Origin of the sequence: Terrabacter sp. Ter38, assembly GCF_024519435.1 — a bacterium.
Taxonomy (GTDB): Bacteria; Actinomycetota; Actinomycetes; order Actinomycetales; family Dermatophilaceae; genus Terrabacter.
Genome location: NZ_JALJRZ010000002.1, coordinates 255357 through 282291, shown reverse-complemented (window position 1 = coordinate 282291; position 26935 = coordinate 255357). Strand labels below are relative to the sequence as shown.

Sequence of the window (26935 nt, the reverse complement as noted above, 5' to 3'; positions counted from 1 at the left end):
CAGACGTCCGTAACGCGCAGCGACTGGACATCGTTAGCCGCAGCGCCCGCGCGAGAGCGTGTCGACAGGGATGAGGGGACCTGATCGTGATCCACAGCAAGGTGACCGTCGTGTTCTGCGGCGAGGAGTACTCCGTGTCACCCGACACCGGACTGACCATCGGTCGGACCGGCGACGTCGAGGTGGATGACAACCCCTACCTGCACCGCACCTTCCTCGTCGTGTCGTTCGAGAACGGCTTCTGGTGGCTGACCAACACCGGCTCGACCCTGACGGCCACGGTCGCCGACGAGCAGGGCCTCTTCCAGGCGTGGCTCAACCCGGGCGCGAAGATCCCGCTCGCGATGAAGCAGCTCATCGTCTGGTTCACGGCCGGTCCCACGACCTACGACTTCGAGATCCACGTCGCGAGCCCCGCCTTCACGTCCGTGACCGCCGACCCTCCGGCCGACTCCCACGACGAGGAGGTCGGCGCGGCCACGGTCGGGCGCGTCTCGTTCACCCCCGACCAGAAGCTGCTCATCGTCGCGCTCTGCGAGCCGTTCCTGCGCCGTCGGGAAGCGGGTACGAGCCAGATACCCTCCTCGGCCGCTGCCGCCGAACGGCTCGGCTGGACCGTCACCCGTTTCAACCGCAAGCTCGACAACGTCTGCCAGAAGCTCGCCGACGCCGGCACGCGCGGCCTGCACGGCGGCGTCGGCAAGCTCGCGACCAACCGCAAGGCCCGCCTCGTCGAGCACGCGCTCTCGACGAAGCTCGTCACCGAGGACGACCTCGCCCTCATCGACGACGCGGCCACCACCGACACCACGCCAGCTGAAGAGAAACGGGCCGAGGACCGCATGGTCGTCGCCGAACAGGGGAACGCATGAGCACCGCCGCCACCAAGCGACGGGTCGGAGTCATCTCCACCGTCGTCGTCGCCCTCGTCGCGAGCCTGCTCGTGTGGCTCGCCACCCGCAGCGACGGCGAGATCGTCCGCAAGGCCGACCTCAACGACGGTGGCATCTGGGTCACCAACTCCGAGCAGGCGCGCTACGGCCGCATCAACAAGCCGGCCGGCCAGCTCGACGCCGGCGTCCTGTCCGACGGCTCGACCGGGTCGGGTCTCGACATCTTCCAGGACGGCGCCGCGATCGTCGGCTACTCCAAGGCGAGCAACCAGATCGTCCCGATCAACCCGGCCGAGGGCACCCTCGCTCCTGAGCAGTCGATCGTCGTGCCGAAGCCGAGCACGGCCACCGGCAACCGCGTCTTCACCGCCCCCCTCGTCGACGTGCGCGGCGGGACGATCGCGATGATCGACCCGGCCAAGGGCGAGCTGCGGGCCCAGCGGGTCGACGACCGGAGCGGCATCACCGGCCTCGACGCCCTCCAGACCCAGGCCAAGCCGCTCGCGAAGGTGGGCGGCAACTCCGCCGTCGGCGTCGGCGTCGACGGCACGGTGTATGCCGTGTCCGCCGAGGTCGGGACGGTCACGGTGCTGAGGCCCGCGGGCACGGCGTTCGCCCCGCCGGTCACGACGAAGCTCGGGTTCACCTCGAAGTCGGCGCAGGTGACTGCGGTGGGCAGCCACTGGGTCGTCTGGGACTCCGCCACGGGCAAGCTCTACTCCGACGCCCTCACCGAGCCCGAGCAGCTCTCGGTCGGCAACGCCGAGCCCGGCAACCCCGCCTTCGCGGCGCTCCAGCAGCCCGGCCCCGACGCAGCCTCCGTCCTCATCCAGGACGAGGCGCAGCTGACGCAGGTCGCCCTGACCGGCGACGGCCCGACGACCGGTGGCGTGAAGCTGAGCCAGGGCGCTCCGGGCCAGCGGCTCTTCCTCTCCGCGCCCGTGCGTCTCGCGAGCTGCATCCACGCGGCGTGGGCCGGGGCCTCCCACGTCTACTACGGCCGCAACTGCGGGTCGCCCACCGACGCCGACACGGTCGACCTCGGAGCGATGAAGAAGGGCGTGCGCACCGACGGCGTCAAGCTGCGCGTCAACCGTGGGCTCATCGTCCTCAACGACCTCGACTCCGGTGACGTCTGGGACATCGACCGCAACCGCGTCAAGATCGACAACTGGAACTCGGTCATCCCGCCGCCGCAGACCGACGACAAGAACAAGAAGAAGGACGAGAACCTCGTCGACGACGAGGTGAGCCGCACGCCGCCCAAGGCGCAGCCGGACAACCTGCAGGTCCGTGCGGGGCGCACCTCGACCCTGCACGTGCTCGACAACGACTCCGACTCGCAGGGCTCGATCCTCGCGATCTCCCCGGGGGACGTCACCCAGCCCGCCGTCGAGGGCATCTCCTCGAGCGCCTCGGCCGACGGCCAGACCGTCCAGGTGACCGTGCCCGAGGAGGCGAGCGGCTCGTTCTCCTTCGACTACACCGTCAACAACGGCACGACCGCCAAGAACGGCCGGGCCACGGCCAAGGTCAACGTCCGCATCGTCGGCGCCGACACCAACACCCCGCCGAAGATCCGCACCGGTCAGGCCAAGCTCGCCCAGGCGAAGTACCCCGTCGTCGCGAGCGGCTCGGTGCGCATCGGCGTCATCGCCGACTGGCGCGACGCCGAGAACGACCCGATCCAGGTCTCGGCGGTCGACCCGACCACCACGGGTGTCGACGGCTCCGGCGCGCTCACGGTCAAGGCCCAGGGCGACAAGGGCGACCAGGTCGTCGACTACGTCGTCGACGACGGCCGCGGCGGCACCCAGAAGGCGTCGGTCACGCTCGACGTGCTGAGCGAGCAGGACAGCAAGGCCGTCCCGCCGAAGACGCAGCCCGACGTCGTGCGCGCGGTCGTCGGCAAGCCGGTGCAGCTCCAGCCGCTCGGCAACGACATCGCCGGCGCCGACCCGACCGACCCGCAGGCCCGCATGCGCCTCGCGCAGTCGGTCAAGGGCCCGGGCCAGCTCAAGCTCGACACCAACCTCGACACGAGCGTCCTCACGGTGACGGGGCAGACCCCCGGCACCTCGACGGTGACGTATGCCGCCCAGGTCGGTTCCGGCGTCAGCGTCGGCCGCATCCGCGTCGACATCCTGCCGAACCCGTCGGTCGACCTGCCGCCCGTCGCGACGCCGGACGCCGCCGTGCTCCGTGGTCAGACGCCGGTCATCGCCGACGTGCTCTCCAACGACTACAGCCCGCGCAGCGACGTCCTCGTGGTCCAGCGCGTCGTGACCGGCGACGCGTGGCTGCGCGTCTCGGTCGTGCAGGGCCGGTGGGTCCGCGCCGAGGCCACGGCCCCGCTCGACGGTGACACCCCGCGCCGCGGCACCGTCAGCTACACGATAAGCGACGGCACGAAGACCGCGGTCGGACAGCTGTCGGTCGTGCAGAAGCCGGAGCCCAAGGACAAGGTGCTGCCGACCGTCGTCGACGACGTCGCGACCGTCCGCGTCGGTGACGCCGTGACGATCCCGGCGCTCGACAACGACTCCATGAGCGAGGGCATCCCGCTCAAGCTCGACCCCGCCGGCGTCAAGGTGCTCTCCGGCGGCGGTCAGGCCTTCGCCTCCGGCACCGTCGTGCGCTACGTCCCCGACCAGGAGACCCTCAAGGGCCCGACGTCGGCCATCCTCGAGTACGCCACCTACCCCGAGGGCCTGCGGGCCCGCGCGGTGACCGGGCGCATCAACGTCACGATCAACCCGCTGCCCGATGCGGTGAAGTACCCCAACCAGCCCCCGTCGGCGCGCAGCTTCTCGGCCAGCGTGACCGCCGGTGACACCCTGGCCATCACGGTGCCGACGAGTGGCGTCGACCCCGACGGTGACCTGACCTTCGTCAGCGGGATCGTCGGCGAGGACGGCAAAGCCGTCGACCTCAAGCTCGGTCGCGTCCTCGGCTTCGGTGCCGCGACGATCCGCTACGAGGCCTACCCGCGCAGCGCCGGCACGGAGGTCATCCGCTACCAGCTGCGCGACCGCTTCGGCCTGACGAGCGAGGGCTTCGTGCGCGTCGGTGTCGTCCAGCCGGGCGACCCGCAGCCGCCGGTCGCCGTCGAGGACGACGTCGTCGCCGCCCCCGGGCGCACGGTCCACGCCGACGTCCTGTCGAACGACCTCATCGCCGCGGGTGACTCGGTGTCGTTCGTCGACCTGTCGACGCTCAACGACGCCGACGTGCTCAAGGACTTCCAGAAGCAGAAGGACGACACCTTCAAGGTCGTCGCCCCCGAGGACGGCCCGGCCAAGGTGCTGACCTACGGCATCACCGACGGGCTCTTCGACGCGTCGAAGTCGACGTTGACCGTTCGCGGCCAGAAGGACTTCAACAACCCGCCGATCGCCGTCGACGACACCGGCCTCGCCAAGCAGGGCGAGACCTCGATCCTCGTCGACGCGCTCGCCAACGACCGCGACCTCGACGGTGACCAGGCGAGTCTCAAGATCACGAAGTTCATCGGCGACGGCGTCGTCCGCGAGGGTCGCAAGCTGCGCATCCAGCTGCGTCCGCAGGCACGCGTCGTGCCCTACGTCATCGAGGATGCCGACGGCGCGTCGGCCATGGCCCTCATCTACGTTCCGGCCGGCACCAACGGTGCGCCCTACGTCGTCGACGGCAAGACCATCAAGATGGGCGCCGACTCGACGGTCGACGTCAGCCTGGCCGACTACGTCGTCGACCCCCGTGACGGCAAGGTCTCGGTCACGTCGCCCGAGACGATCTCGACGTCGCCCGACGAGGACCTCCAGTCCGCCCTCTCGTCCGGCACCGAGCTCAAGCTCACCTCCACCAACGGCTACGTCGGACCGGCCGCCCTCATGCTCGAGGTGACGAACGCGAACGGCCCGTCCGACAAGGCAGCCCAGAAGGCGTACGTCACGATCCCGGTCCAGATCGGGCCCGACGTGCCGGTGCTGCGCTGCCCCGACCACGAGGTCAGGCTCGTCGCCGACGGCCCGGCCCGCACCTTCGACATCCCACGGCTCTGCCACGCCTGGCTGCCCACCGGGATGGACGCGAACACCGCGCAGTACGAAGCCACGTGGGACCCCGCCATCGACCGCGTCGACCTGAACCAGACCGGCGCCGGTGGGCGCCAGGTCGTCCTCAAGGCCCAGCCGGCCGCCCAGGAGGGCTCTACCGGCGCGGTCACGGTCAAGGCCAAGGGGGGTGCGGAGTCCTTCAAGATCAAGGTGCGGGTCGTCAGCGCCCCACCCGCAGCCACGCTGCGTCCCGTTCGGGTCGAGGGCCTCATCGCCGGGACGAGCCGCACCGTCAACCTGTCGCAGTACCTCGACAGCCCGCTGTCCGCTCCCCGCTGCCAGGTGCAGTCGGCCCGGGTCGTCTCGGGCACGGGAGTCAGCGTCACGCAGAGCGGCTGCCAGATCACGGTGTCCGCGTCGGACAAGGGCCGCGGCGACGCGCGCATCACGGTGCAGGCCGTCGACGCGCCCGGTCGACCCGCGGCGCTCGGCCAGGTCTCCGTCAGCGTCCGCAGCAAGCCCGACCCCATGGCCGCGCCGACCGCGGTCGCCGACCGCATCCTCGGCAGCAGCGCCCGGGTCGACTTCCGGCCGCCGGCTTACGACGGCGGCCTGCCGATCCAGGCCTACGAGGTCACCGCGATCGGACCGGGTGGTGGCACCAAGGCCTGCTCGTCCTCCCCGTGCACCGTCACGGGGCTGACCAACGGTCAGGACTACTCGTTCACGGTCCGCAGCCGCAACCCCGTCGGCTGGTCCGACCAGAGCCCGCGGAGCAACACCGTGCGGCCCGACACCAAGCCGAAGGCGACGTCGATCACCGACATCACGCCGGGCGACCGCAAGCTGACCGTGCGCTGGAGCGAGCCGCCCAACGAGGGCAGCACAGTGCTCAAGTACCGCGTCCAGTGGGTCAACATCGGCGGCAGCGCCGGAGCGACCGGGCAGGCCGAGGTGGCCGCACCGGGGCTGACCAAGGTCATCAGCGGCCTCATCAACAACGACGCCTACAACGTCCGGGTCCAGGCCAACAACGAGGCCGGCTGGGGTCCCTTCGGGGCCCAGGTCAAGGCGCAGTCGTTCGGCAAGCCGGCCGCGGTGCCGGCGCCGACGCTGAGCCCCCGCGAACCCGTGCCCGGCGCCGCGGACGCCCAGGTCTCCATCGCCTGGCCCGCGACCGACCCGAACGGCCCGGCCATCACGAAGTACGAGGTCTTCCGTCGCACCGGTGGTGGCGCGTGGAACCCCATCGCGACGGTGTCCGGTGGTGACCAGCGCGTCGCGAGCGACACGATCCCCTACGAAGGGCAGACGGTGCAGTACGTCGTCACGGCGACGAACGGCGGACCGGCGACCTCCGACAAGGCCAACTTCTCGAGCTACGTCGCCAACGGCTATCCCGACAAGCCTGCCATCACCGGCGCGGCCACGCCTCGTGCCGACAAGACGGCGGACGTCACCTACACGATCGGAGCTGCCCACGCGGGCGGCGGCCAGCGGGTCACGTACTCCACCTCTGCAGGTGCCAGTGGCAGCTTTGGCTGCGGTTCGGGCACGTGCACCCAGACGACGGGCGCCCTTCCCGTCGGCCAGCAAACGATCACGGTGACCACGTGCAACAGTGCGGGACTGTGCCAGACCTCCGGCGGCGCGTCGATCTCGCCCTACGGCAAGACCCAGGACGTCCCGAACCTGCGCGAGAGCCATGACGACCACAGCATCACCTTCCGGTGGGGCACGACGGCGAGCAACGGCCGCCCCATCACCGGCTACGAGATCGACGGGGACCGCAACACGACCGTCGGCGCCGGCACGCATTCCACGACGTTCAGCGGCCTGCCCTACTCGACGTCGAAGCGGATCCGGGTGCGGGCAATCGCCCAGGACTCTGGGCCCGGTCCGTGGACCAGCTTCGTGACCGGACAGACGAACGACGCACCGCCTCCGCCCAAGCCGCAGGTCAACTCGGTCTACAAGGGCAGTGGCTGCGGGGCGACCGGGTGCCGCAAGCCCGACGGCACCCAGTGCGGCTCCAACTGCAACCACATCGGCTACAACCTGTCGAACTACAACGGCGCCATCAGCTGCACCGTCGACAGCTCCGACGGCGGTTGGTCCAACCCCGACAACGGCTCCGGCGGGTCGCACCGCCCGACGAACGGCGGCAACGACTCCAACAAGTTCTTCGGGTTCCCCAACGGCTGGGTCCGCGTGACCTGCTCGTCGTCGAACGGGTCCGACTCCGCGCAACGCAATCCCTGGGGGTGACGGCCCCCACTTCCGCGAGGGAGCGGCCGCGCCCCGACCCAGCCACACGGCATACCCCACGATCGATGAAACACATGACAGGAGAACGACACCCATGACGGCCACCCCCACCACAGGTCGCATCACGCAGGAGCAGGTCACCTGGTTCGCGCACACCTTCGACCAGCTCGTCGGCAACATCGAGAAGGCCGTCCTCGGCAAGCAGCACGTGACGCGCCTCGCGCTGACCTGCCTGCTCTCCGAGGGGCACATGCTCCTCGAGGACTTCCCGGGCACCGGCAAGACGCAGCTCGCCCGCGCCCTCTCGGCCACGGTGCAGGGCACGCACAGCCGCATCCAGTTCACGCCCGACCTGCTCCCGAGCGACGTCACCGGCGTCACCATCTACGAGCCGACGAAGCAGAGCTTCGAGTTCCACCCCGGCCCGATCTTCGCGACCATCGTCCTCGCCGACGAGATCAACCGCGCCTCGCCCAAGACCCAGTCGGCGCTCCTCGAGGTCATGGAGGAGGGCCGGGTCACCATCGACGGCAAGCCGCACTCCGTCGGTGAGCCCTTCATGGTCATCGCGACGCAGAACCCCATCGAGCAGGCCGGCACCTACCGCCTGCCCGAGGCGCAGCTCGACCGGTTCCTCATGAAGGCGAGCGTCGGCTACCCCGACCACGAGGCGACGATCGCCGTCCTCGCCGATGCCAAGACGCGCGACCGCGCCAAGACGCTGAGCCCGCTCATCGCGAGCAACGTCATCGTCGAGATGTCCAAGCTCGCCGACGAGGTGCACGTCGACCCGGCGATCCTCGGCTACGTCAGCCGGATCGCCGAGGAGTCGCGCCGTCACCCGTCGCTCAAGCTCGGCCTGTCGGTCCGTGGCTGTCTCGCGTACGTCCGTTGCGCCAAGACGTGGGCGGCGAGCCAGGGCCGCACCTACGTCGTGCCGGACGACATCAAGCTGCTCGCCGAGCCCATCCTGAGCCACCGTCTGCTCCTCAACGCCGAGGCGCAGTTCGCCGGGACGACCGTCGAGCAGTGCGTCGACCAGATCCTCGGCGACATCGCGCCGCCGGCCGAGCGCGCCTCGGCCTGACCGCGACCGTCGAAGCAACCAAGGGGACCGCATGACCCAGCAGGACCAGGGGGCCACGTCGTCGCGTCGCGCCGGCCGCTTCCGTATGCCGTCACGCCGGGGGGCGCCGGCCGGTGCCGGCGCGCCCGTGGCGGCGTCCGTCCCGACGGCGGCCACCGGCGCGCGGGCGCGGGCCGTGACCGGCACGACGAGCCGTGGGATCCGCCAGATCACCGCGCCGATCACGCGATCCATCGTGCAGGTGGCCGGTCAGACCGAGGGCGTGTGGCGCCCGGTCGCCGGCGTCCTCCGGTGGGTCTCGCCGCTCGGCTGGACGATCCTCGCGCTCGGTCTCGTCTGCTGGTTCGTCGGGGCCCGCTGGGGCTGGACCGAGCTGCTCATGGTCGCGGGGGCGGCCCTGCTCCTCTTCGCGATCTGCTTCGTCCTCGCCCTCGGTCGCACGAAGGTCCGGATCCTCGCCGAGGTCGACCCGCGCCGCGTCGTCGTCGGCGACCCCGCGACCGGGCGCATCCTCGTCACCAACGAGGCTCGCACCCCCATGCTGCCGATCCTCGTCGAGCTGCCCGTGGGCCTGTCGGCCGCGCGCTTCGTGCTCCCGGCCCTGACGCCGGGCCACGCCCACGAGGAGCTCTTCGTCGTGCCGACGTCGCGCCGCGGCGTCATCCAGGTCGGGCCCGCGACGACGGTCCAGGGAGACCCGCTCGGTCTCATGCGCCGCACCCTGACGTGGACCGAGCGCACCGAGCTCTTCGTCCACCCGCGCACCGTCGCGCTCGAGTCGCTCGGCGCGGGTCTGCTGCGCGACCTCGAGGGCAGCACCACCGAGGACGTCTCGATGAGCGACCTGGCCTTCCACGCGCTGCGCGAGTACCAGCCCGGCGACGAGCGCCGCTACATCCACTGGCGCAGCTCCGCCAAGGCCGGCAAGCTCCTCGTGCGCCAGTTCCTCGACACGCGCCGGTCGCACGTGACGATCCTCGTCGACCCGGACCCGGAGCAGTACCGGTCAGGTCACGGCAAGACCGGCCGCACCGACCGGGACGTCGAGCGGGACGTCATGGCGGCGAACGCCCCCACGGCGATCCAGGCCGACGTCGAGACGGCCATCTCGGTCGGCTCCTCGATCATGGTGCGCGTCATGCTCGACGAGCAGGACTGCACCATCGTCTGCGGGTCGCAGAAGGTCACGAAGGCGGTGCCGCAGGTCGGTCTCGACGCGATGTCCCGGGTCGAGCCCGGGCCCGTCGACCTCTTCACGACCTCCCTCGACGCCGCCGAGCTGGCCCCCGACACGAGCACCTGCTTCATCGTCACCGGTCCGCACCGTCCGTTCATCGAGCTGCAGCGCGCGGCCGGGCAGTTCCCGCCCGAGGTCACGCGCGTCATCGTCGTCATCGACCCGCAGGCCGACCACGGCATCCGTCGTGGCGGCGGGCTCGTCATCCTCACGCTCCCCGCGCTCGAGGACCTCCGCACGCTTCTCGTCGGAGGGGTGGCCCGATGAGCTCTCCGACGTCGCCCGGCGCTGCCGGCTCGATCCCTGCACCGCCCCCGTCCGCACTGGTCGCCCCCCCGTCCGCGGGTGAGCGCGTCCGCACGCAGCTGTCGCGTCTGCGGCCCAGCACCGCCCACCTCGTCGACGCCGGCTTCACCGTCGTGCTCGTGGGCCTCGCCCTCGTCGGCTTCCGCACGACGTTCTTCGGCCTCGGTTGGCTCTGGGTCGGCCTCGCCGGTCTCGTCATCGGAGTGCTCGTCGCCCACGTGACCGCGACCTTCCGGGCGCCCGGAGTGCTCACGCTGCTCGCGATCGCGGCCGCATACCTCCTCCTCGGTGGTCCGCTCGCGGTGCGCGAGGACCTCATCGCCGGGTTCATCCCGTCGGGCGAGACCTTCGCGACCCTCGTGCACATGGCCGTGCCCGGCTGGAAGGAGCTGCTGACCGCGCTGCCTCCCGTCGACTCCGAGGGCCCCTACATGGCCCTGCCGTTCCTCTTCGCGCTCGTCGGCGGGTCGCTGACCTACGGCGTGGCGCGCCGGTGGACCGGTGCGGTGACCGCGCTCGTCGCACCGGTGGTGCTGCTCGTCGCGTCGATCGTGCTCGGCACCCTGACGCCCGCGGGCGTGCTGCTCCAGGGAGCACTCTTCGCGCTCGTCGCGATCGGGTGGACGGCGTTGCGCAGCAACCGCAACCGACCCGCGCTGCAGAACGGCGCGGGCCGCGCGACGCGTGCGGTCACCACTGCGGCCCTGCTCGCGGTCGCGACCGTCGGTGGCTTCTTCGTCGGTCCGATGCTGCCCGGCGCCGACCCGGCCGACCGTACGGTGATCCGCACCGGGCTCCAGCCGCCCTTCGACGTGACGCAGTACTCCTCGCCGCTCGCCGGCTTCCGCCAGTACACCGAGCCCAACGGCTCCGAGCTCTTCGACAAGACGCTGCTCACGGTCAAGGGACTTCCGGCCGGTGTCCCGGTGCGCATCGCCGCGCTCGACTCCTACGACGACTTCGTGTGGGGCGCCGGCAACGTCGCCAACCTCGGCACGGGCGAGGACCCGGAGGGCACGAGCTTCCGCAAGGTCGGCAGCCACATCGCCGCGGAGGGGGCCGGGGACCCGGTCACCGCGACCGTCGGCGTGCCAGCCGGTGGCTACAGCGACGTCTGGTTGCCGACGTTCGGCACCGTCACGGGTCTCGACTTCGGCGGCTCCCGGGGGGACCAGCTCGCCGACGACCTGCGCTTCAACGTGGACACCAACACCGGCGTGCTGCCGGAGAAGCTCCAGGCGGGTGACACGTACACCGTCAGCGCCCTCGCCCAGAAGGTCGACGCGGCGCTGCCCGAGGACGTGGACGTGGCTGATGGCACCGTCGTCGACAGCCAGGACCTCACCTTCATCGACGACAAGATCTCGCCCTGGACCGAGCGCGTCGACGGCCAGTGGCAGAAGGTCGTCGCCGTGGCCAAGGCCATGCAGGACGGCGCCTACACCGACGGCGGCGCGCCCGGTGACTACCAGAACGTCTTCCTCCCCGGTCACAGCCTGCGGCGGATGACCCAGTTCATGAAGGCCACCCAGCTGGCCGGCAACGACGAGCAGTACGCCTCCGCGCTCGCCCTCGCGGCCAACCGCCTCGGCGTGCCGGCCCGCGTCGTCCTCGGCGCCGAGCCCGACGCCACCGGCGCGATCAAGGGCAAGGACGTCCACGCGTGGGTCGAGGTGGCGACGTCGAACGGCTCGTGGCAGCCGATCTACTGGAAGCAGTTCGTCCCCGACCGCAACAAGAAGCCGCAGCAGCTTATCCAGAAGTCCGAGGAGAAGAAGACCGGCGCCCAGGTGCCGCCGCCCGCGGCCAACAACCCGCCGAGCGTCCTCCAGGGTCCCGACCAGGCGCAGAACGCGACCCAGCTGAAGAACCCGCCCAAGGACGACAAGAACCCGCTCGACCCCGACAACTGGCCGGACTGGCTGCGCTGGCTCATCTTCTTCGTCGTCGTGCCGCTTCTCGTCCTCCTCGTCGTCTACGGCGCGATCCGACTCGCCAAGTGGCTGCGGCGTCGTCGCCGGCGCACGACCGGCGCGACCGCGAGCCGCGTCAGCGGCGGATGGCGCGAGGTGGTCGACACCGCCCGAGACCTGCGGATGCCGCTGCCGGTCAAGGGGACTCGCCTCGAGCAGGCGCGCGCCCTCGAGGAGCACGTCTACGGACCGCCGCTCGCGAAACCGAGCCCGGTCGTCGACGGCGCCCTCATGGGCGCTCCCGTCCCGGCCCACGGGCCCCTCCCCCCGAGCGCCGACACGGAGCCGTTGTCCACGACGGGGGGCGACGTGCCGACTCGACAGAGCCTGGCGCTCGTGCCGCTCGCGGCCGCCGCCAACGGTCACGTCTTCGACGTCGCCGAGCCGACGCCGGAGGAGGTCGAGGCCTTCTGGGACGACGTCGAGACGGCACGCAAGCGCATCCGCTCCGGACAGTCGTTCTGGCAGAAGCTCCGCGGCGACGTCTCGCTGCGGACCTTCCGTGACCACCTGCCCACCGGGTCCGGTCTCGGCCCGGCCCTCGCGCGGACCTCGCGCCAGCAGGGTCGGCCGCAGCAGCCCACCCGTCGGGGCAAGGCCACCAAGGCCGGGATCGGCACGACCGCCCCGACGAGCGGTGACGCAGGACGCCGCGGCGGCAGCCGTCGCGGATCGGGCTCGACCTCGAACGCCTCGAACAGCACGAAGGGTGACGCGTGAAGCTGAAGTTCGTCCTCCGGTCGGGAGACCGTGAGACCGACCTCGTCGCGACGACGGACTCCGCGACCACGGTCGGGGACCTCGCCGCCTACCTCGCGGCGGCCGACCCGAACCGCTCGGGCGTGCTCGGGGTCGACGCCCCGATGACGCTCGCCCTCGTCGACCAGGACATGCGGGATCTCGACCCGCGTGCGACCGTCGCCGAGAGTGGCCTGCAGTCCGGCATGCGCGTCTCGACGACCCGCGCCGGTGAGGGCTTCGTCGACCGCGGCCGGCCCGCGGCTGTCGCCTACATCCGATCGGGTCCCGACGCCGGACGCGAGTTCCCGCTGGCCCGCGGGACGGCATACATCGGCCGCGGCCGCGGCAGCGAGGTGCAGCTGTCCGACGAGTCCGTGTCGCGCAGGCACGCCAAGCTCGTCATCCAGGAGGTCGTCGAGGTCGTCGACCTCGGCTCGGCCAACGGCATCACGGCCGGGGGGCAGCAGGTCACCCGCGCCCACCTCAAGAGCGGCGACGTCGTGCGCGTCGGCGACACCGAGCTGGAGGTGCACCTGGAGGGCGACGGTGTCGTGACCCGACCCGGCAGCGGTGTGCTCTCGGGCGACGCCGGCACCGTCGCGTTCTCACGGTCGCCGCGCGTGGCGCCGGTCTTCTCGGGCCAGGAGTTCCAGGTCCCCGACCTGCCCGAGCGTGGCAAGCCCAACCCGATGCCGCTCGTCGCCATGGTGGTCCCGCTGCTCATGGGGGCCGTGCTCTTCGCCATCACCAAGAGTCCGTTCTCCATCGTCTTCATGCTGATGATGCCGGTCATGATGGCCGGCACCTACTACGAGGCCCGCCGCCAGCAGAAGAAGGACTTCGCGCAGGCGATGGAGGACTTCACGGAGGACCTCGCCCTGCTCTCGCAGCGCATCCGCGGCTCCCTCGAGGTCGAGGGCCACACCCGTCGCGGGGAGCACCCCAGCGGCGTCGACTGCCTGACCGCCGTGCGCGACCGGAGCGCCCTGCTCTGGACCCGCCGACGTGACGGCAACGGCTACGCCGAGCTGCGGCTCGGGCTCGGCACCCGGCCGTCCCGCTCCGCGATCAAGATGCCGGCCGTCGGTCGCTCCAAGGCCGAGGCGTGGCTCGAGGTCTCCGAGCAGCTGCACGGCGTCGAGGTCGTCCACGACGTGCCGATCGTCGCCAGCCCGCTCGCCGACGGCGCCATCGGCGTCGCGGGCCAGCGCGGCAACGCCCTCGGTGCCGCACGCTCGGTCGTGCTCCAGACGGCGGCGCTGCACTCGCCCGCCGAGCTCGTCGTCTGCTCCTTCGCCTCGGGCGGCTCGGCCCGCGACTGGGACTTCCTCAAGTGGCTGCCCCACACGACGTCGCCGCACAGCCCGATCGGCACCGACCACCTCGCTGCCAGCGCCCCGGCCTGCTCGGCGCTCGCGGACGCCCTCGAGGACATCATCGACGCCAAGGGCACCGCGAAGGAGCGGGAGCAGGCCAGCGCCGAGCGCCCGACCGTCCTCGTGCTCGTCGAGAGCGACGCGCCCATCGACCGAAGCCGTCTCGTCGCCATCGCCGAGCGCGGTCACCACCAGGGTGTCGTCGTGCTCTGGGTCGCCGAGACCCAGCAGCTGCTCCCGGCGGCCTGCCACACCTTCCTCGTCGTCAGCGACGACCAGAGCTCGCTCGCCGGCTACGTCCACGCCGGCGAGGAGGTCCAGCCGGTCGCCGTCGACCGCATCGGCTACGACGAGGCGATGGCCTGCGCCCGCCAGCTCGCGCCGGTCGTCGACGCCGGCGTCCCCGTCGACGACGCGAGCGACCTGCCCCGCGCCGTCTCGCTCCTCACCCTCACGGGCACCGACCTCGCGAGCTCCGAGGAGGCCGTCATCGAGAAGTGGGGCGAGTCGCGCTCGATCCTCACCGGTCCGTACGCGCCCGCCGTGCTGCCGCGCAAGCCCGGCAACCTGCGCGCCATCGTCGGCCAGTCGAGTCAGGGCACGTTCTCCGTCGACATCCGCTCCGACGGCCCCCACGCCCTCGTCGGCGGCACCACCGGTGCCGGCAAGTCCGAGCTGCTCCAGGCCTGGATCCTCGGCATGGCGGCGGCCCACTCCCCGCAGCGCGTCACCTTCCTGCTCGTCGACTACAAGGGTGGCTCGGCCTTCCGGGACTGCGTCAAGCTGCCGCACACCGTGGGGCTCGTCACCGACCTGTCGCCGCACCTCGTGCGTCGTGCCCTCGCCTCTCTCGCGGCCGAGCTGCACTACCGCGAGCACCTCCTGGCCCGGCACAAGGCCAAGGACCTGCTCGAGCTCGAGCGTCGTGGAGAGGTGGAGGCCCCGCCGTCGCTCATCCTCGTCGTCGACGAGTTCGCGGCGCTCGTTCAGGAGGTGCCCGAGTTCGTCGACGGCGTCGTCAACGTCGCCCAGCGCGGCCGGTCGCTCGGCCTGCACCTCATCCTCGCGACCCAGCGGCCCGCGGGCGTCATCAAGGACAACCTCCGCGCCAACACTAACCTCCGCATGGCGCTGCGGATGGCCGACGAGAACGACTCCGAGGACGTGCTCGGCTCCAAGGAGGCGGCCTTCTTCGACCCGGCCCTCCCCGGCCGCGCCGTGTCCAAGACCGGCCCCGGCCGGCTCGTCCCCTTCCAGACGGGGTATGCCGGAGGGTGGACCTCCGACGTCCCCCCGCCGCCCGACATGAAGGTCGAGACGCTGACCTTCGGCCGGGGCGTCGAGTGGGAGCCGCCCCGCGTCGAGGGCGCCGACGAGGCCGCCGACCTCGGGCCCACCGACATCCAGCGACTCGTCAGCACGCTCGGCCGGGCCGCCCGCGTCGCCGAGCTGCCGAAGCCGCGCAAGCCGTGGCTGCCCGACATGCGGGCCGTCTACGACCTCGCGACCCTGCCGACGCAGCGCCGCGACGACGAGCTCGTCTTCGGCATCGCCGACGACCCCGACAACCAGGCCCAGCCCGAGATCGCGTTCCGTCCCGACAAGGAGGGCAACATCGCGATCTACGGCACGTCGGGCTCCGGCAAGTCCGTCTTCCTGCGCTCCATGGCGATCGCGGCCGGCTACACGGTGCGCGGCGGACCCTGCCACGTCTACGGCCTCGACTTCGGCAACCGTGGCCTCGCGATGCTCGAGTCCCTGCCGCACGTCGGCTCGATCATCCCCGGCGGTGACCACGAGCGCGTCGTCCGCCTCCTGCGCACGCTGCGCGCCACGATCGACGAGCGCGCCTCGCGCTACTCCGCCGTCAGCGCCGCGACGATCACCGACTACCGCCGCATCGCCGGCCGTCCCGACGAGCCGCGCGTCATCGTCCTCATCGACAACATGACGGCATTCCGACAGGCCTACGAGGTCGGCGGCCGCTTCCCGTGGCTCGACATGCTGGCCGGTCTGGCCGCCGACGGCAGGCCGGTCGGGGTCCACTTCATCATCGCGTCCGACCAGCGCACCGGCCTTCCGACGAACCTCGCCGCGGCCGTGCAGGGCCGGATCATCCTGCGCATGAGCAACGTCGACGACTACTCCGTCTTCGGCGTCCCCGGGGACGTCCTGACGATGGCCTCACCCCCGGGGCGGGGGCTCATGGCCGGGTCCGAGGTGCAGGTCGCGGTGCTCGGCGGCTCGTCCGACGTCACCGTGCAGGCCGCCGCGATCGAGGCCTTCGCCGACGCGACCCGCAAGGCCGGTGTCAGCCAGGCGCCTCCGATCGAGAGCCTCGCCGAGATCATCCCTCTCGGGGACCTGCCGTCGGAGTTCGGCGGGCGTCCCGTCGTCGGGGTCGCGTCCTCGACCCTCGAGCCGATCGGCTTCGACCCCAGAGGCACGTTCATCATCACCGGTCCGTCCGGCTCGGGACGCACGACCGCCGTCGCGACGACCGCGGCCGGGCTCTTCCGGTTCAGCTCCGCCTCGGCGCTCTACCTCATGACCCCGCGTCGCACGTCGGAGCTGCTCGACCTCGGCATCTGGGCCGAGACCGCCGTGGGCGGCGACGCCTCCTCGGCGCTCGCGACCCGGCTCGCCGCCGAGATCGAGGAGGGGCGCGTCACGAGGCCGATCGCCGTCGTCGTCGAGCGCATCGACGACCTCGCGCCGTCGGGTGCCGAGAACGCCCTGACGACGCTCGCCAAGGCGTGCGTCGACAACGACCAGCTCGTCGTGGCCGAGGGCGAGGCCGCCTTCTTCAGCAGCAACTTCGGGCTCCAGGCCCTGCTCAAGACGTCGCGCTCCGGCATCGCGCTGCATCCCGACGGCAACGAGGGGCTCTCCGTCTTCAAGGCCAACCTCCCCGCCCTCAACCGGGCAGAGCTCCCCCCGGGCCGCGGTTTCATCATCGAGAAGGGCAAGTTCGAGCTGCTCCAGGTGGCCCGCCCATGACCCTCCCCCTCGCAACACACCGAGCAGGTCACGACGCACCGGGATCGGATCCCGGTGGGTTGCGACCTTCTCGGTGTGTTGCGGCGGGAAAGCGTTGGGGCTCAGGGGAGTCGGCCGGGGCACACGGCATACGCCATCGGTGCTCCACCGGGGTCACGGATCATGGGGAGTGCTCCCCATCGACACCCCCCGAGGGCTGACATAGGTTGCTGCATGTCGACGAAAGCCGCCCATCGGGACGAACTGCCCGCAGGCCCAGCGGACGTCGAGGAGTTGGCACAGCGCGGGCCTGCACGGTTGGTCCGGAAGAGAACTTCCCGAATCAGTCGGGGGAACACAGGCAAAGGAGAAGGTCATGGCTTGGCTCGGAATGAACGACGATGAGGTCAACGCTCAGGGCAACGTCCTGCAGCAGCAGGCGGAGGCCATCCAGAAGCTCATCACGAAGGTCGACCAGGAGGTCGAGTCCCTGAAGCAGAACTGGCAGGGTGACGACTCCAAGCAGTTCGAGCAGGAGTGGACCGGCACGCACCGTCCCGAGCTCCAGAAGGCCCAGAAGCTGCTCACCGAGATGAAGTCGACGATCGACCACGAGGTCCAGCAGCAGCGCAGCACCTCGTCGCAGTACTGATCCACCTCATCTCACCACGACCTACACACGCTTCACTTCCGAAGGGGAACTGACATGGCTGTTTACAAGAAGGGTATGAACGCCGACGCGGTGTCCGCGTCCGGTGACAAGCTCGTCGGCTACAAGGGCGAGCTCGACGGCATCGTCGAGGCCGTCAACGGCGCCGTCTCCACGATCAAGGGCAACTGGGGCGGCACCGACGCCGACCGCTTCCAGAGCGACTGGCACGGCCAGCGCCAGGTCGTCTCGGCCGCCGGCGACCAGCTCGACGCCATGGGCAAGAAGTGCAAGACCAACGCCGAGTCGCAGAAGCAGACGTCGTCGAAGTGAGCCCGGCTGCCGCGTGAGCACGGCTCCGCAGCACCCGTCGCGAAGGGTGGTCGCTCCCGAGACGAGGGAGGAGCGGCCACCTTTCGCATGCCCGCGGGTCACGTGAGGTATCAATTCGCTTGACAGCCGCGTCTGCCCGGTGTGAGACCTAGACTGAGCACCCAGAGGAGGGGCGACGCATGGGCGAACCTGGTGAACTCACCGAGCTGGTCGCCCGCGCCTCCCACGGAGACGCCCCCGCGTGGAACACCATCGTCGAGCGCTTCGCGTCCCTGCTGTGGGCCGTCGCGCGAGGGCACCGGCTCAACCAGGAGGATGCCGCCGACGTCGTGCAGAACACGTGGCTCAAGCTCCTCAACCACCTCGACTCCATCGCGCAGCCCGAGGCCCTCGCGGGCTGGCTCTCGACGACCGCTCGCTACGAGTGCCTCGCGGTCCTGCGCAAGAGGGGTCGCGAGCACCTCGTGCGCGACGACGACCTCGCGACCAGCGTCGTCGACGACCAGGTGCTGGCACTCGACACGGCCCTGCTCGACGACGAGCGCGACGCCGAGCTCTGGACGTGCTTCCGCCATCTGCCGGACCGCTGCCAGGTGCTCCTCCGGGCGCTCATGGCGAGCGATCGCCCCCACTACCGCGCCATCTCCGAGGCGCTCGGGATGTCGGTCGGCTCGATCGGGCCGACCCGGATGCGCTGTCTCGACAAGCTCCGCGACCTCATCGGTGCTTCCGGCTACACCTTCGACCCGAGGGGGAGGGCCTGATGTCTGACCAGGAGCTCCACCCGGACGACCTCGCGCTCCTCGAGCGTCTGGCACGCATCGCGACCGTCGTCGACCCCGTGCCCGACGAGGTCGTCGACCTCGGTCGGGCCGCGTTCGAGCTGCGCCACGTCGACACGGCGCTCATGCGCCTGGTGGCCGGAGCGCTGGACGAGGCGGCGGTGCGCGACGCCAACGGGTCGGGCACGGCCTCCCATCTCATCGTCTTCGAGCACGAGGGCGTGTCCATCGAGCTGGAGATGAGTCGTCGTGGTGACTTCGCGAGCGTCGTCGGCGTCGTCATGCGGGAGGATCGGCCGTATGCCGCCGGCTCCCAGGTGCTGCTCGAGACGTCCGCGTCGCTGTCCCGCCTCGACCTCGACGACGGCCAGTTCACCTTCGAGCGGGTGCCGCTCGGCTTGGCTCGCATCGTGCTGGAGCACGACGGCGCCCGGGTCATGTCGACGCCGTGGTTCGACGCCCGCTGACCGGACGGCACACGCCCTCAGCCACCCCACACGGTGAACGATGCGGCCGTGGCCGCGAGGAGCGGGTCCTGCGCACCGGCAGCGCGTGCGTCACGCAGGCCGTCGGCGAGCGATCCGCCCGCAGCCACGGTCGCGTGGACGGTCGACATGACCCTCACCGTGGCGGCGTCGTTGACCGGGTTGACGCTCGCGACGACCGACCGGGTGCCCATGGCGAGCAGGCTCGACACGAGTCCGAGCGCCTCGTCGGCCCCGATCGGGTGGACTCCTCCGGAGTCACACGCAGACAGCACCACCGAGCGCGGGGGTCGTCGCAGCCTGTCGAGGTCGTGGACCATGAGGGGTCCGTCGGCGAGCATGAGCGACGAGAACAGCGGCGCATCCGCTCGGAAGTCGCCGTGGGCGGCGACGTGGGCCAGCCGGGCTCCCTCCAGCGCGGCGAGGGTCGCCTCGACCGTCGCGCCGCCGCCGCCGAGCACCACGGCGTCACGGTGGAGGCGGCGGAGGTCTGCGACCTCGCGCTGCTCGGAGCTGAGGCCCGGGCCGGTGACCAGGGCTACGTGGCCGCGCGGGGACCGAGGGGGAGGGTCCTCTCGCGACCGTGCCCACAGGGCGATCGAGGGTGAGACGGTGAGGGCCGCGTCCCGGAGCGCCGGCATCAGCGCGAAGGGCACGGTCAGCAACGAGGCGGCAGGGACGATGAGCACCGACGGGCGGCACCAGGCCTGGTCGGGTGTCCCGAGCAGGACGTCCTGGAGTCGTTGCCCGGCAGCCGACACGTCCACGACGCGCCCATAGGCGGCCCGGCGCAGGGCGAAGCGGGCGTACGTCGCCTCGCGCTCGACCGACGCGGCATCGCCGAGCCGTCGCAAGCGGGCCCGTCCGTCGGCCACGGTGACCGCGACGAGTGACCCGCGCACGATCGCGACGTAGAGCAGCGTCGTCGCACCGAGGCGGTCGGTGAGACGGTCGAGGTCGCGGCCGACGTGGCCCGTGCCTCCGGCGCGCAGCCGGCGGTAGCGGCTGCGCACCGCCGACTCCAGGCGCGCGCGTTCACGCACCAGGTGGTGCTCCTCCCCGCGGAGGGTGAGGCGGCGCGTCACGTCACGCAGCGCCGACACCTGGCTCGCCAGCTCCGGGTCGTCGGGCGGGCGCACGGACGGCCCGGTGAGGGCGGTCGCGCGCCAACGGTCGGTCCACCAGAGCACGGCCCGGGCGTCACCGGCCGCCGCCGCGTCGGCGACCGCGATCGAGACCAGGTCGAGCCCGTAGCCGCTCGCGAGGGCGCGCAGCTCGAGGTCGCCGATGAGCGACCGGTGCTCGTCGACGGCGTCCAGCCCCCGCCGGCAGGCGTGCCGGAGCGCGCGCCGGTCGCCGGCCTGCTCCGCGAGGAGCGCCTGGGCGAGCCAGGCCGCGGCCCGGGGCAAGGGTGCGCCGTCGCTGCGCCGTGCGGCGGCGTCACGGAGCGACTGAGACCGCAGGCGCTCGTGGCCCGTGTCGCCGGCGACCTGCGCCAGCAGCAGGAGGGCCTCCGGCAGGGACGGGTCGTCGAGTCGGCGCAGGACCCGTACGAGCGTCCGTGTCCGGTGCAGCAGCTCGGGCAAGGACGGGCGGGGCAGAGCGCTGACCCCCTCGGTGGTCCGCCGGGCCTCCTGCTCAGCGGCATATGCCGCCTCGAGCCCCAGCAGCGTCGCCCGAGCCGCCCAGCGGTGGCGACGGTGTGCACGGAAGGTCAGCTCGGCCTCGCGCGCACGCGAGGCTGCGGCCCCCCACCGGCCCTGCAGGAGCACGGCGCGCGCCGACGCGAGGAGCAGGTCGGCCCGCCACACCGGTGCCAGGTCGGGGCGGGCCAGGGCGGCCTCCAGCAGGCCCTCCGCCTCGGTGGCCAACCGGGCTGTGAGCAGTGCCTCGGCATGGTCGACGAGCTGCTCGACCGAGTCGACCCCGGCCGTCCGGTAGCGCTCCTCCGCCTGATCCATCAGCGTCAGGGCCACGACGACGTCGCCGCGCTGGAGAGCGACGAGGGCCCGGTTGCGTGCCGAGAGCGTCGCCTCCAGGACGGCACCCATCTCGAGGTGGACCGCCTCGGCGGCGGCGTAGTCCGCCGTCGAGCCGTCGGCGTCACCGAGGGCTCGGCGGGCGTCGCCGCGCGACCCGAGCGCCCGTCCCTCCCAGAGACGGTCGTGTGCCTGCCGGCTCAGCTCCACGGCGTGCGTGAGGTCCTGCACCGCCTCGTCGTAGCGACCCAGCAGCCAGAAGGTGCAGCCGCGCAGATGGAGCACCCGGTGCCGGGTGGGACCCGTGCTGAGCCGCAGCGCGCGTTCCAGCTGCAGCAGCCCCTGGGCGGTGCGCCCGGCGAAGACGAGTGTCGTGCCGAGCGTCGCCCGAACCTCCGCCTCGCGGTCGGGCCCGGCGCGACGGGCGTACGCCACGGCCCGTCTCGCCTGGTCGAGGGCGGCCTCGGTGCGCCCGCGGTCACGCTCGACGATCGCGAGCGCGTGGTGTGCGAGTGAACGCTCGTGCGGCCCGGCCGCGCCGGCCAGCAGCTCCAGAGCCGTTGTGGTGGCGAGGTCCGGCTGGGATATTGCGAGAGGGAGCAGGTCGTCCGCGACAGGGCTCGGGGGACGTGTATCAGCCGTGGCGGCCGCCTCGTCTGCTGCATGTCTGGCGTTCATGTCGGACCTGTTTCATGTCCCCGGCCCCGGAGGTAACTCATGACTACCAGTGATGATGGCAGCAACTCGGACGTGGGCGGGCGCGAAGACGTCCTGCGCGCGGTCCAGTGGTGGGACCCGTGGGACGACGGGGTGGTCACCGACCGATCCGACGTCCAGGTGCGCCGCATCGCCAGGGCGTTCCGACGAGCAGGACGCCACCTCGGGGTCGAGCGCGACGCGCACGGCGTGGCCCGCTACCTCTACCGGCCCGGCGTCGTCCTCGTCCGCGACGAGGACGTGCCGAGGGTCGTGACACACCTTGGCCTCGCCCACCCGGTCGACAAGGCCGGGGACGAGACGCCGCAGCAGACCGTCGGCCTGCACGCCCTCGTCCTGCCCGCCCGTGCGCACGTGCCCTCGGTCGTGGCCGAGCTCGACGACGCCCTCGGGGTCGGGGTGGCGACCCCGGACCACCTGATCCACGTGACGCCCGTGACGTGGTGCATGGCCAAGGAGCCGCAGCCCCGGTCCGTCGACTCCTTCGACGAGTCGGTCGTCCCGGAGAACATGGACGGACGCACCGGGCGCGTCGTCATCGTCGACACCGGCACCCTGCGCGACGTCGTCGCGGCGCACTCGTGGCTCGAGGGTGTGACGGGTCCGCCCGAGCCCCCGACCGTCGGCCACTACACGGGACACGGGACGTTCATCGCCGGGGTCGTGCGGACGTACGCGCCCGCTGCCGAGGTCCGCGTCGAGGCGGTGCTCTCGGTCGGGGGCGCGGCCTTCGAGACCGACGTCGTCAGGGGCCTGATCCGGGCCCTGCGGCACGCCCCGGACGTCCTCAACCTCTCGGGTGGCACGCGGACCCGCCGCAACCTGCCACTGCTGTCCTTCGAGGTCTTCTGGGAGCGACGGTTGCGTCACCTCGAGGGGACCGTGCTCGTTGCGGCCGCGGGCAACGACGGCGACCGCGGCCCGTTCTGGCCGGCGGCCTTTCCGTGGGCCGTGTCGGTCGGGGCGCTCGCCGACGAGGAGGGCAGCGCCCGCGCGGGCTTCTCGAACCACGGCAGCTGGGTCGACGTGTACGCGTTGGGCACTGACATCGTCAACGCCTTCCCCGAGGGGACCTACACCTACCGCGAGCCCCCGCTCGTCGGCCGCAAGGAGGACTTCCCGGACGGGCTCGCCGCCTGGAGCGGCACGTCGTTCGCGGCCCCCATGGTCGCCGGGCTCACGGTGTCGCGGATGACGTGGAGCGGCGAGAGTGCCCGTGGCGCGGTCGACGCGCTGCTCGATGTCGCCCGTGGTCAGGCGGGGGTCGGCGTCGGAGCCCGCCTGCTCGGCAGCGGCGACGCCAGCCCCACAGCCTGACCCGAGTGGTGACATCACCCGGTCGTCACAGGACGGTCGACGCCTCGGACGGTGGCAGACCCCGCGGGGTCGGCCACCGTCCGTGCCACCGCGTCAGGCGGGGGCGGGGGTGAAGCGCAGGTAGGGCTTGACCTCGTCGACGGCGTCGGCGCCGAAGCGCTCGCGGGCATCGGCGGTCGAGACCGTCGGGGCCACGATGACCTTCTGGCCCTCGCGCCAGTCGGCCGGCGTCGAGAACGGGCCGCTGTCGGTGAGCTGGAGCGCGTCGACGGCGCGGAGGATCTCGTCGAAGTTGCGGCCGACGCTCTTGGGGTAGGTCAGCGACAGGCGGACCTTGTTGGCCGGGTCGATGATGAAGACGGAGCGCACTCCGGAGGTGTCGCCCTCGCCGGGGTGGATCATGTCGTAGAGCTCGGAGACCTGGCGGGAGTCGTCGGCGATGATCGGGTAGCCGACGGTGGCACCGCTGACCTCCTCGATGTCGCCCTTCCACTCCTCGTGCTGCTCGATCGGGTCGACCGAGACGGCGAGCACCTTGACGCCGCGCTTGTTCCACTCTTCGTCGAGGGCGGCGACGCGGCCGAGCTCGGTGGTGCAGACCGGCGTGAAGTCGGCCGGGTGGCTGAACAGGACGGCCCAGCTGGCGTCCTTCCAGTCGTGGAAACGGATCGGGCCCTCGGTCGTCGTGGCCTCGAAGTCGGGGGCGATCTCGCCCAGTCGCGGTGTTGCCATTGGCTCGTCCTCTCGCGGTCGGGCGCACGGCGCGCCCCGGTCTGCGTGCCATTCTGGCCACGGAACCATGCATCGCGTTATGGCTGTCCAAATGTTGTGACGCACATCCAGTCGACTCCCAGCCGACTCACGGACACTGCGCGTGACATCTGTCGCCATCCCTAGGAGCCCCCGACGTGAGCGCCCTGCTCGACACCCTCACCACCCAGATCCTGCACGCACCGGTGTGGCTCGTGCTCCTCGTCGTGGGTGTGGTCGTGTTCGTCGAGGACGCGCTCTTCGTCGGCTTCGTCGTGCCCGGTGAGACCGTCGCCATCCTCGGTGGCGTGGCCGCGTCGCTCGGGCACGTACCGCTCGCCGCGGTCCTCATCGTCGTCGTCGTGGCCGCGATCGTCGGCGACACCGTCGGTTTCGAGGTCGGCCGGCATCTCGGGGGTCGGGTGGTGGCCCTGCGCGCCTTCGACCGGCACCGTGAGCGCATCGACCAGGCGCAGGGCTTCCTCGGCCGCCGCGGCGGCGCCGCCGTCTTCCTCGGCCGCTGGACCGCGTTCCTGCGCGCTGTGATGCCGGCCCTGGCCGGGATGTCGAAGATGCACTACCCGACCTTCCTCGTCTGGAATGCCGCCGGCGGGATCGCCTGGGGGAGCGTCGTCGTCACGGCCGGCTACCTCGCGGGGCGCTCCTATGCCCGGGTGGAGACTTGGCTCGGGCGCGGTGCTGCCGTCGCCGTGGGTGCCGTCGTCGTGGTCGCCCTCGTCGTGTGGCAGGTGCGCCGCCACCGCGCCGAGGGCGCCGAGAGTTCCGAGGGTGCCGACGGGGAGGTCGGCGAGAACCCCTCGCGTATGCCGTCAGCAGGGTGACCCGACAGCGTTCGCTCCCGCTCGCCCGGGCGCAGCGGCGCCGGTGACGCCGGTGACGCCGGTGACGCCGGATGTCGTGCTCGTCACGATCCGGTCGCGGGCGCCCCGTTTGGTCCCCGGTTGCTCGTGCACCTGCGATGCTCCCCGTCGTGACCGCCGAACTGCCGCCTCCGAGTGGGCCGCCGCAGCCGACCCCCGACGTCGATGCTCCGACCCACCCGGCCGCTGACTCCTCCCACCTGATGACCGTGCCGGTGCCGATGGCGCCGCCACCGCTCATGCCTCCCGTCGGGACCGAAGACGGGCCGTCCGGCCCGCCTGGCGGAGCCAGCTCGACGTCTCCCAGCCCGTCGGCCACAGGTGGGCTGCCCTACCAGCCGTCGGCCGTGCCGGGCAGCAACGGGCTGGCGATCGCGGCTCTGTGCTGCGGCCTGGCCGGCATCGTCCCGATCGCCGCCGTCGTGGCGATCGTGCTCGGCGCCGTCGCCCTGAACCAGCTGCACCAGCGGGTCCAGCGAGGCCGGGGGATGGCCATCACGGGCATCGTGCTCGGCGTGCTCTGGCTGCTGGCATGGGCCGTCTTCGTCGTCGCGGCCGTGCTGACGGGCCAGCCCGAACGCGACGCGGCCGGTGCGGTCACGCAGACCACCGACGCCTACGTCGAGGACCTCGAGGCCGGAGACTGCTTCTCCGGCGCCGGCCGGCAGGAGGTCGACAGCGTCACGATCCTCCCGTGCGGCTCACCGCACCAGAGCCAGGTCGTGACGATCTACACGATGCCCGCCGGGCCGTGGCCCGGCGAGGACACGGTGGTCGCGGCTGCCGAGAAGGGCTGCACCGACAAGGCCGACCCGCTCATCACCGACCGCGCCTACAACGCCCTGCGTCCGTCCTTCATCTACCCGCAGGACGCGTACTCCTGGCGCGGCAGCCGCGAGATCGTCTGCGTCGTCGAGGCCGCCAAGGGGACGACGACCGGCACGGCCCTCAGGTAGCCACCCACGTCGCAGTGCCCGCGTATGCGTGAGGCCCCCTCCCGGACGGAAGGGGGCCTCACGGCATACAAGACCGCGCGGTCGTGACCGAAGGGTCAGCGCTCCTCGGTGCCCGCGATGAAGGCCTCGAGCTTGGCGCGACCGAGGTCGTCCGGGCGCTGCTCCGGCGGGGACTTCATGAGGTAGGACGAGGCGGACAGCAGGGCGCCGCCGATGCCACGGTCCTTGGCGATCTTCGCCGCACGGATGGCGTCGATGATGATGCCGGCAGAGTTGGGGGAGTCCCACACCTCGAGCTTGTACTCGAGGTTCAGCGGCACGTCTCCGAAGGCGCGACCCTCGAGGCGGACGTAGGCCCACTTGCGGTCGTCGAGCCACGCGACGTAGTCGGACGGGCCGATGTGGACGTTCTTGCTGTCGACGAGACCCGAGAGCGAGCCGGTCAGGTTGGACGTGACGGCCTGGGTCTTGGAGACCTTCTTGGACTCGAGGCGCTCGCGCTCGAGCATGTTCTTGAAGTCCATGTTGCCGCCGACGTTGAGCTGGTACGTCCGGTCGAGCGCGACGCCGCGGTCCTCGAAGAGCTTGGCCATGACGCGGTGCGTGATCGTCGCGCCGACCTGGCTCTTGATGTCGTCGCCGATGATCGGCACGCCGGCGGCCTCGAACTTCGCGGCCCACTCGGGGTCGGAGGCGATGAAGACCGGGAGCGCGTTGACGAAGGCGACCTTCGCGTCGATGGCGCACTGGGCGTAGAACTTGTCGGCCTGCTCGGAGCCCACCGGGAGGTAGGAGACGAGGACGTCGACCTTGCGGTCCTTGAGGACCTGCACGACGTCGACCGGCTCGGCGCCGGACTCGTCGATCGTCTGGCGGTAGTACTTTCCGAGACCGTCGAGCGTGTGGCCGCGCTGGACCTCGACACCCGTGGTGGGGACGTCGGCGATCTTGATGGTGTTGTTCTCGGAGGCGTTGATGGCCTCGGAGAGGTCCTTGCCGACCTTCTTGTCGTCGACGTCGAACGCGGCGACGAACTCGACGTCAGAGACGTGGTACTCGCCGAACTTGACGTGCATCAGGCCGGGGACGCCGGTGGTGGCGTCAGCGTCCTTGTAGTACTCGACGCCCTGCACGAGCGAGCTCGCGCAGTTGCCGACGCCGACGATGGCGACGCGTACGGATCCCATGG

The 26935-nt window shown here is 71.5% G+C and carries 16 protein-coding genes; 13 read left to right on the top strand and 3 right to left on the bottom strand.

Translation table 11 applies throughout. The features are described from left to right. Positions 1-86: 86 nt before the first annotated feature. The 10 genes from NR112_RS06210 (at position 87) to NR112_RS06165 (ending at position 19128) form a co-directional block, all read left to right on the top strand. On the top strand, positions 87-872 hold the full coding sequence (locus tag NR112_RS06210; RefSeq protein ID WP_374511671.1) for a hypothetical protein: 786 nt from the start codon (positions 87-89) through the stop codon (positions 870-872). Next, positions 869-7198, top strand: a complete 6330-nt coding sequence (locus tag NR112_RS06205; RefSeq protein WP_256793118.1) for an Ig-like domain-containing protein — start codon at positions 869-871, stop codon at positions 7196-7198. The genes NR112_RS06210 and NR112_RS06205 overlap by 4 nt, the downstream gene beginning before the upstream one ends. A 94-nt stretch (positions 7199-7292) precedes the next feature. Next, positions 7293-8285: a MoxR family ATPase gene (locus NR112_RS06200; RefSeq protein ID WP_056779668.1), complete on the top strand. Its 993-nt coding sequence runs from the start codon at positions 7293-7295 to the stop codon at positions 8283-8285. Positions 8286-8316: 31 nt separating this feature from the next. Beyond that, a complete protein-coding gene (locus NR112_RS06195) occupies positions 8317-9789 on the top strand; it encodes a DUF58 domain-containing protein (protein ID WP_256793117.1) in 1473 nt (490 codons plus the stop codon). Next, complete coding sequence (locus NR112_RS06190) at positions 9786-12521, top strand: transglutaminase domain-containing protein (RefSeq protein WP_256793116.1); 2736 nt, start codon at positions 9786-9788, stop codon at positions 12519-12521. The genes NR112_RS06195 and NR112_RS06190 overlap by 4 nt, the downstream gene beginning before the upstream one ends. Beyond that, positions 12518-16918 (top strand): FtsK/SpoIIIE domain-containing protein, encoded by a 4401-nt coding sequence (locus NR112_RS06185; protein WP_256793115.1) that lies wholly within the window; start codon positions 12518-12520, stop codon positions 16916-16918. The genes NR112_RS06190 and NR112_RS06185 overlap by 4 nt, the downstream gene beginning before the upstream one ends. Positions 16919-17273: 355 nt before the next feature. Beyond that, on the top strand, positions 17274-17549 hold the full coding sequence (locus NR112_RS06180; protein WP_081633740.1) for a WXG100 family type VII secretion target: 276 nt from the start codon (positions 17274-17276) through the stop codon (positions 17547-17549). Between the two features lie 54 nt (positions 17550-17603). Further along, positions 17604-17879: a WXG100 family type VII secretion target gene (locus NR112_RS06175; RefSeq protein ID WP_256793114.1), complete on the top strand. Its 276-nt coding sequence runs from the start codon at positions 17604-17606 to the stop codon at positions 17877-17879. Positions 17880-18058: 179 nt separating this feature from the next. After that, on the top strand, positions 18059-18643 hold the full coding sequence (locus NR112_RS06170) for an RNA polymerase sigma factor (RefSeq protein WP_256793113.1): 585 nt from the start codon (positions 18059-18061) through the stop codon (positions 18641-18643). Next, positions 18643-19128 (top strand): carboxypeptidase regulatory-like domain-containing protein, encoded by a 486-nt coding sequence (locus tag NR112_RS06165; protein WP_256793112.1) that lies wholly within the window; start codon positions 18643-18645, stop codon positions 19126-19128. The genes NR112_RS06170 and NR112_RS06165 overlap by 1 nt, the downstream gene beginning before the upstream one ends. Positions 19129-19145: 17 nt before the next feature. On the opposite strand, the gene NR112_RS06160 is transcribed toward NR112_RS06165, so the two are convergent. Continuing rightward, positions 19146-21803 (bottom strand): CHAT domain-containing protein, encoded by a 2658-nt coding sequence (locus NR112_RS06160; RefSeq protein ID WP_256793111.1) that lies wholly within the window; start codon positions 21801-21803, stop codon positions 19146-19148. 39 nt (positions 21804-21842) lie between these two features. On the opposite strand from NR112_RS06160, the gene NR112_RS06155 reads away from it, so the two are divergent. Continuing rightward, positions 21843-23159 (top strand): S8/S53 family peptidase, encoded by a 1317-nt coding sequence (locus NR112_RS06155; protein ID WP_256793110.1) that lies wholly within the window; start codon positions 21843-21845, stop codon positions 23157-23159. Positions 23160-23252: 93 nt separating this feature from the next. Here NR112_RS06155 and NR112_RS06150 read toward each other — a convergent pair whose 3' ends face one another. Then, on the bottom strand, positions 23253-23891 hold the full coding sequence (locus tag NR112_RS06150; RefSeq protein WP_256793109.1) for a peroxiredoxin: 639 nt from the start codon (positions 23889-23891) through the stop codon (positions 23253-23255). 176 nt (positions 23892-24067) lie between these two features. Here NR112_RS06150 and NR112_RS06145 point away from each other — a divergent pair, with 176 nt between their 5' ends. Together NR112_RS06145 and NR112_RS06140 are read left to right on the top strand one after the other, a co-directional pair. Continuing rightward, positions 24068-24751 (top strand): DedA family protein, encoded by a 684-nt coding sequence (locus tag NR112_RS06145; protein WP_256793108.1) that lies wholly within the window; start codon positions 24068-24070, stop codon positions 24749-24751. A 149-nt stretch (positions 24752-24900) separates the two neighbouring features. Next, positions 24901-25746 carry a DUF4190 domain-containing protein gene (locus NR112_RS06140; RefSeq protein ID WP_256793107.1) on the top strand — a complete coding sequence of 282 codons (846 nt, stop codon included), beginning with the start codon at positions 24901-24903 and terminating at the stop codon, positions 25744-25746. Positions 25747-25841: 95 nt separating this feature from the next. On the opposite strand, the gene NR112_RS06135 is transcribed toward NR112_RS06140, so the two are convergent. Next, a complete protein-coding gene (locus NR112_RS06135) occupies positions 25842-26933 on the bottom strand; it encodes an inositol-3-phosphate synthase (protein WP_256793106.1) in 1092 nt (363 codons plus the stop codon). Positions 26934-26935: the final 2 nt, after the last annotated feature.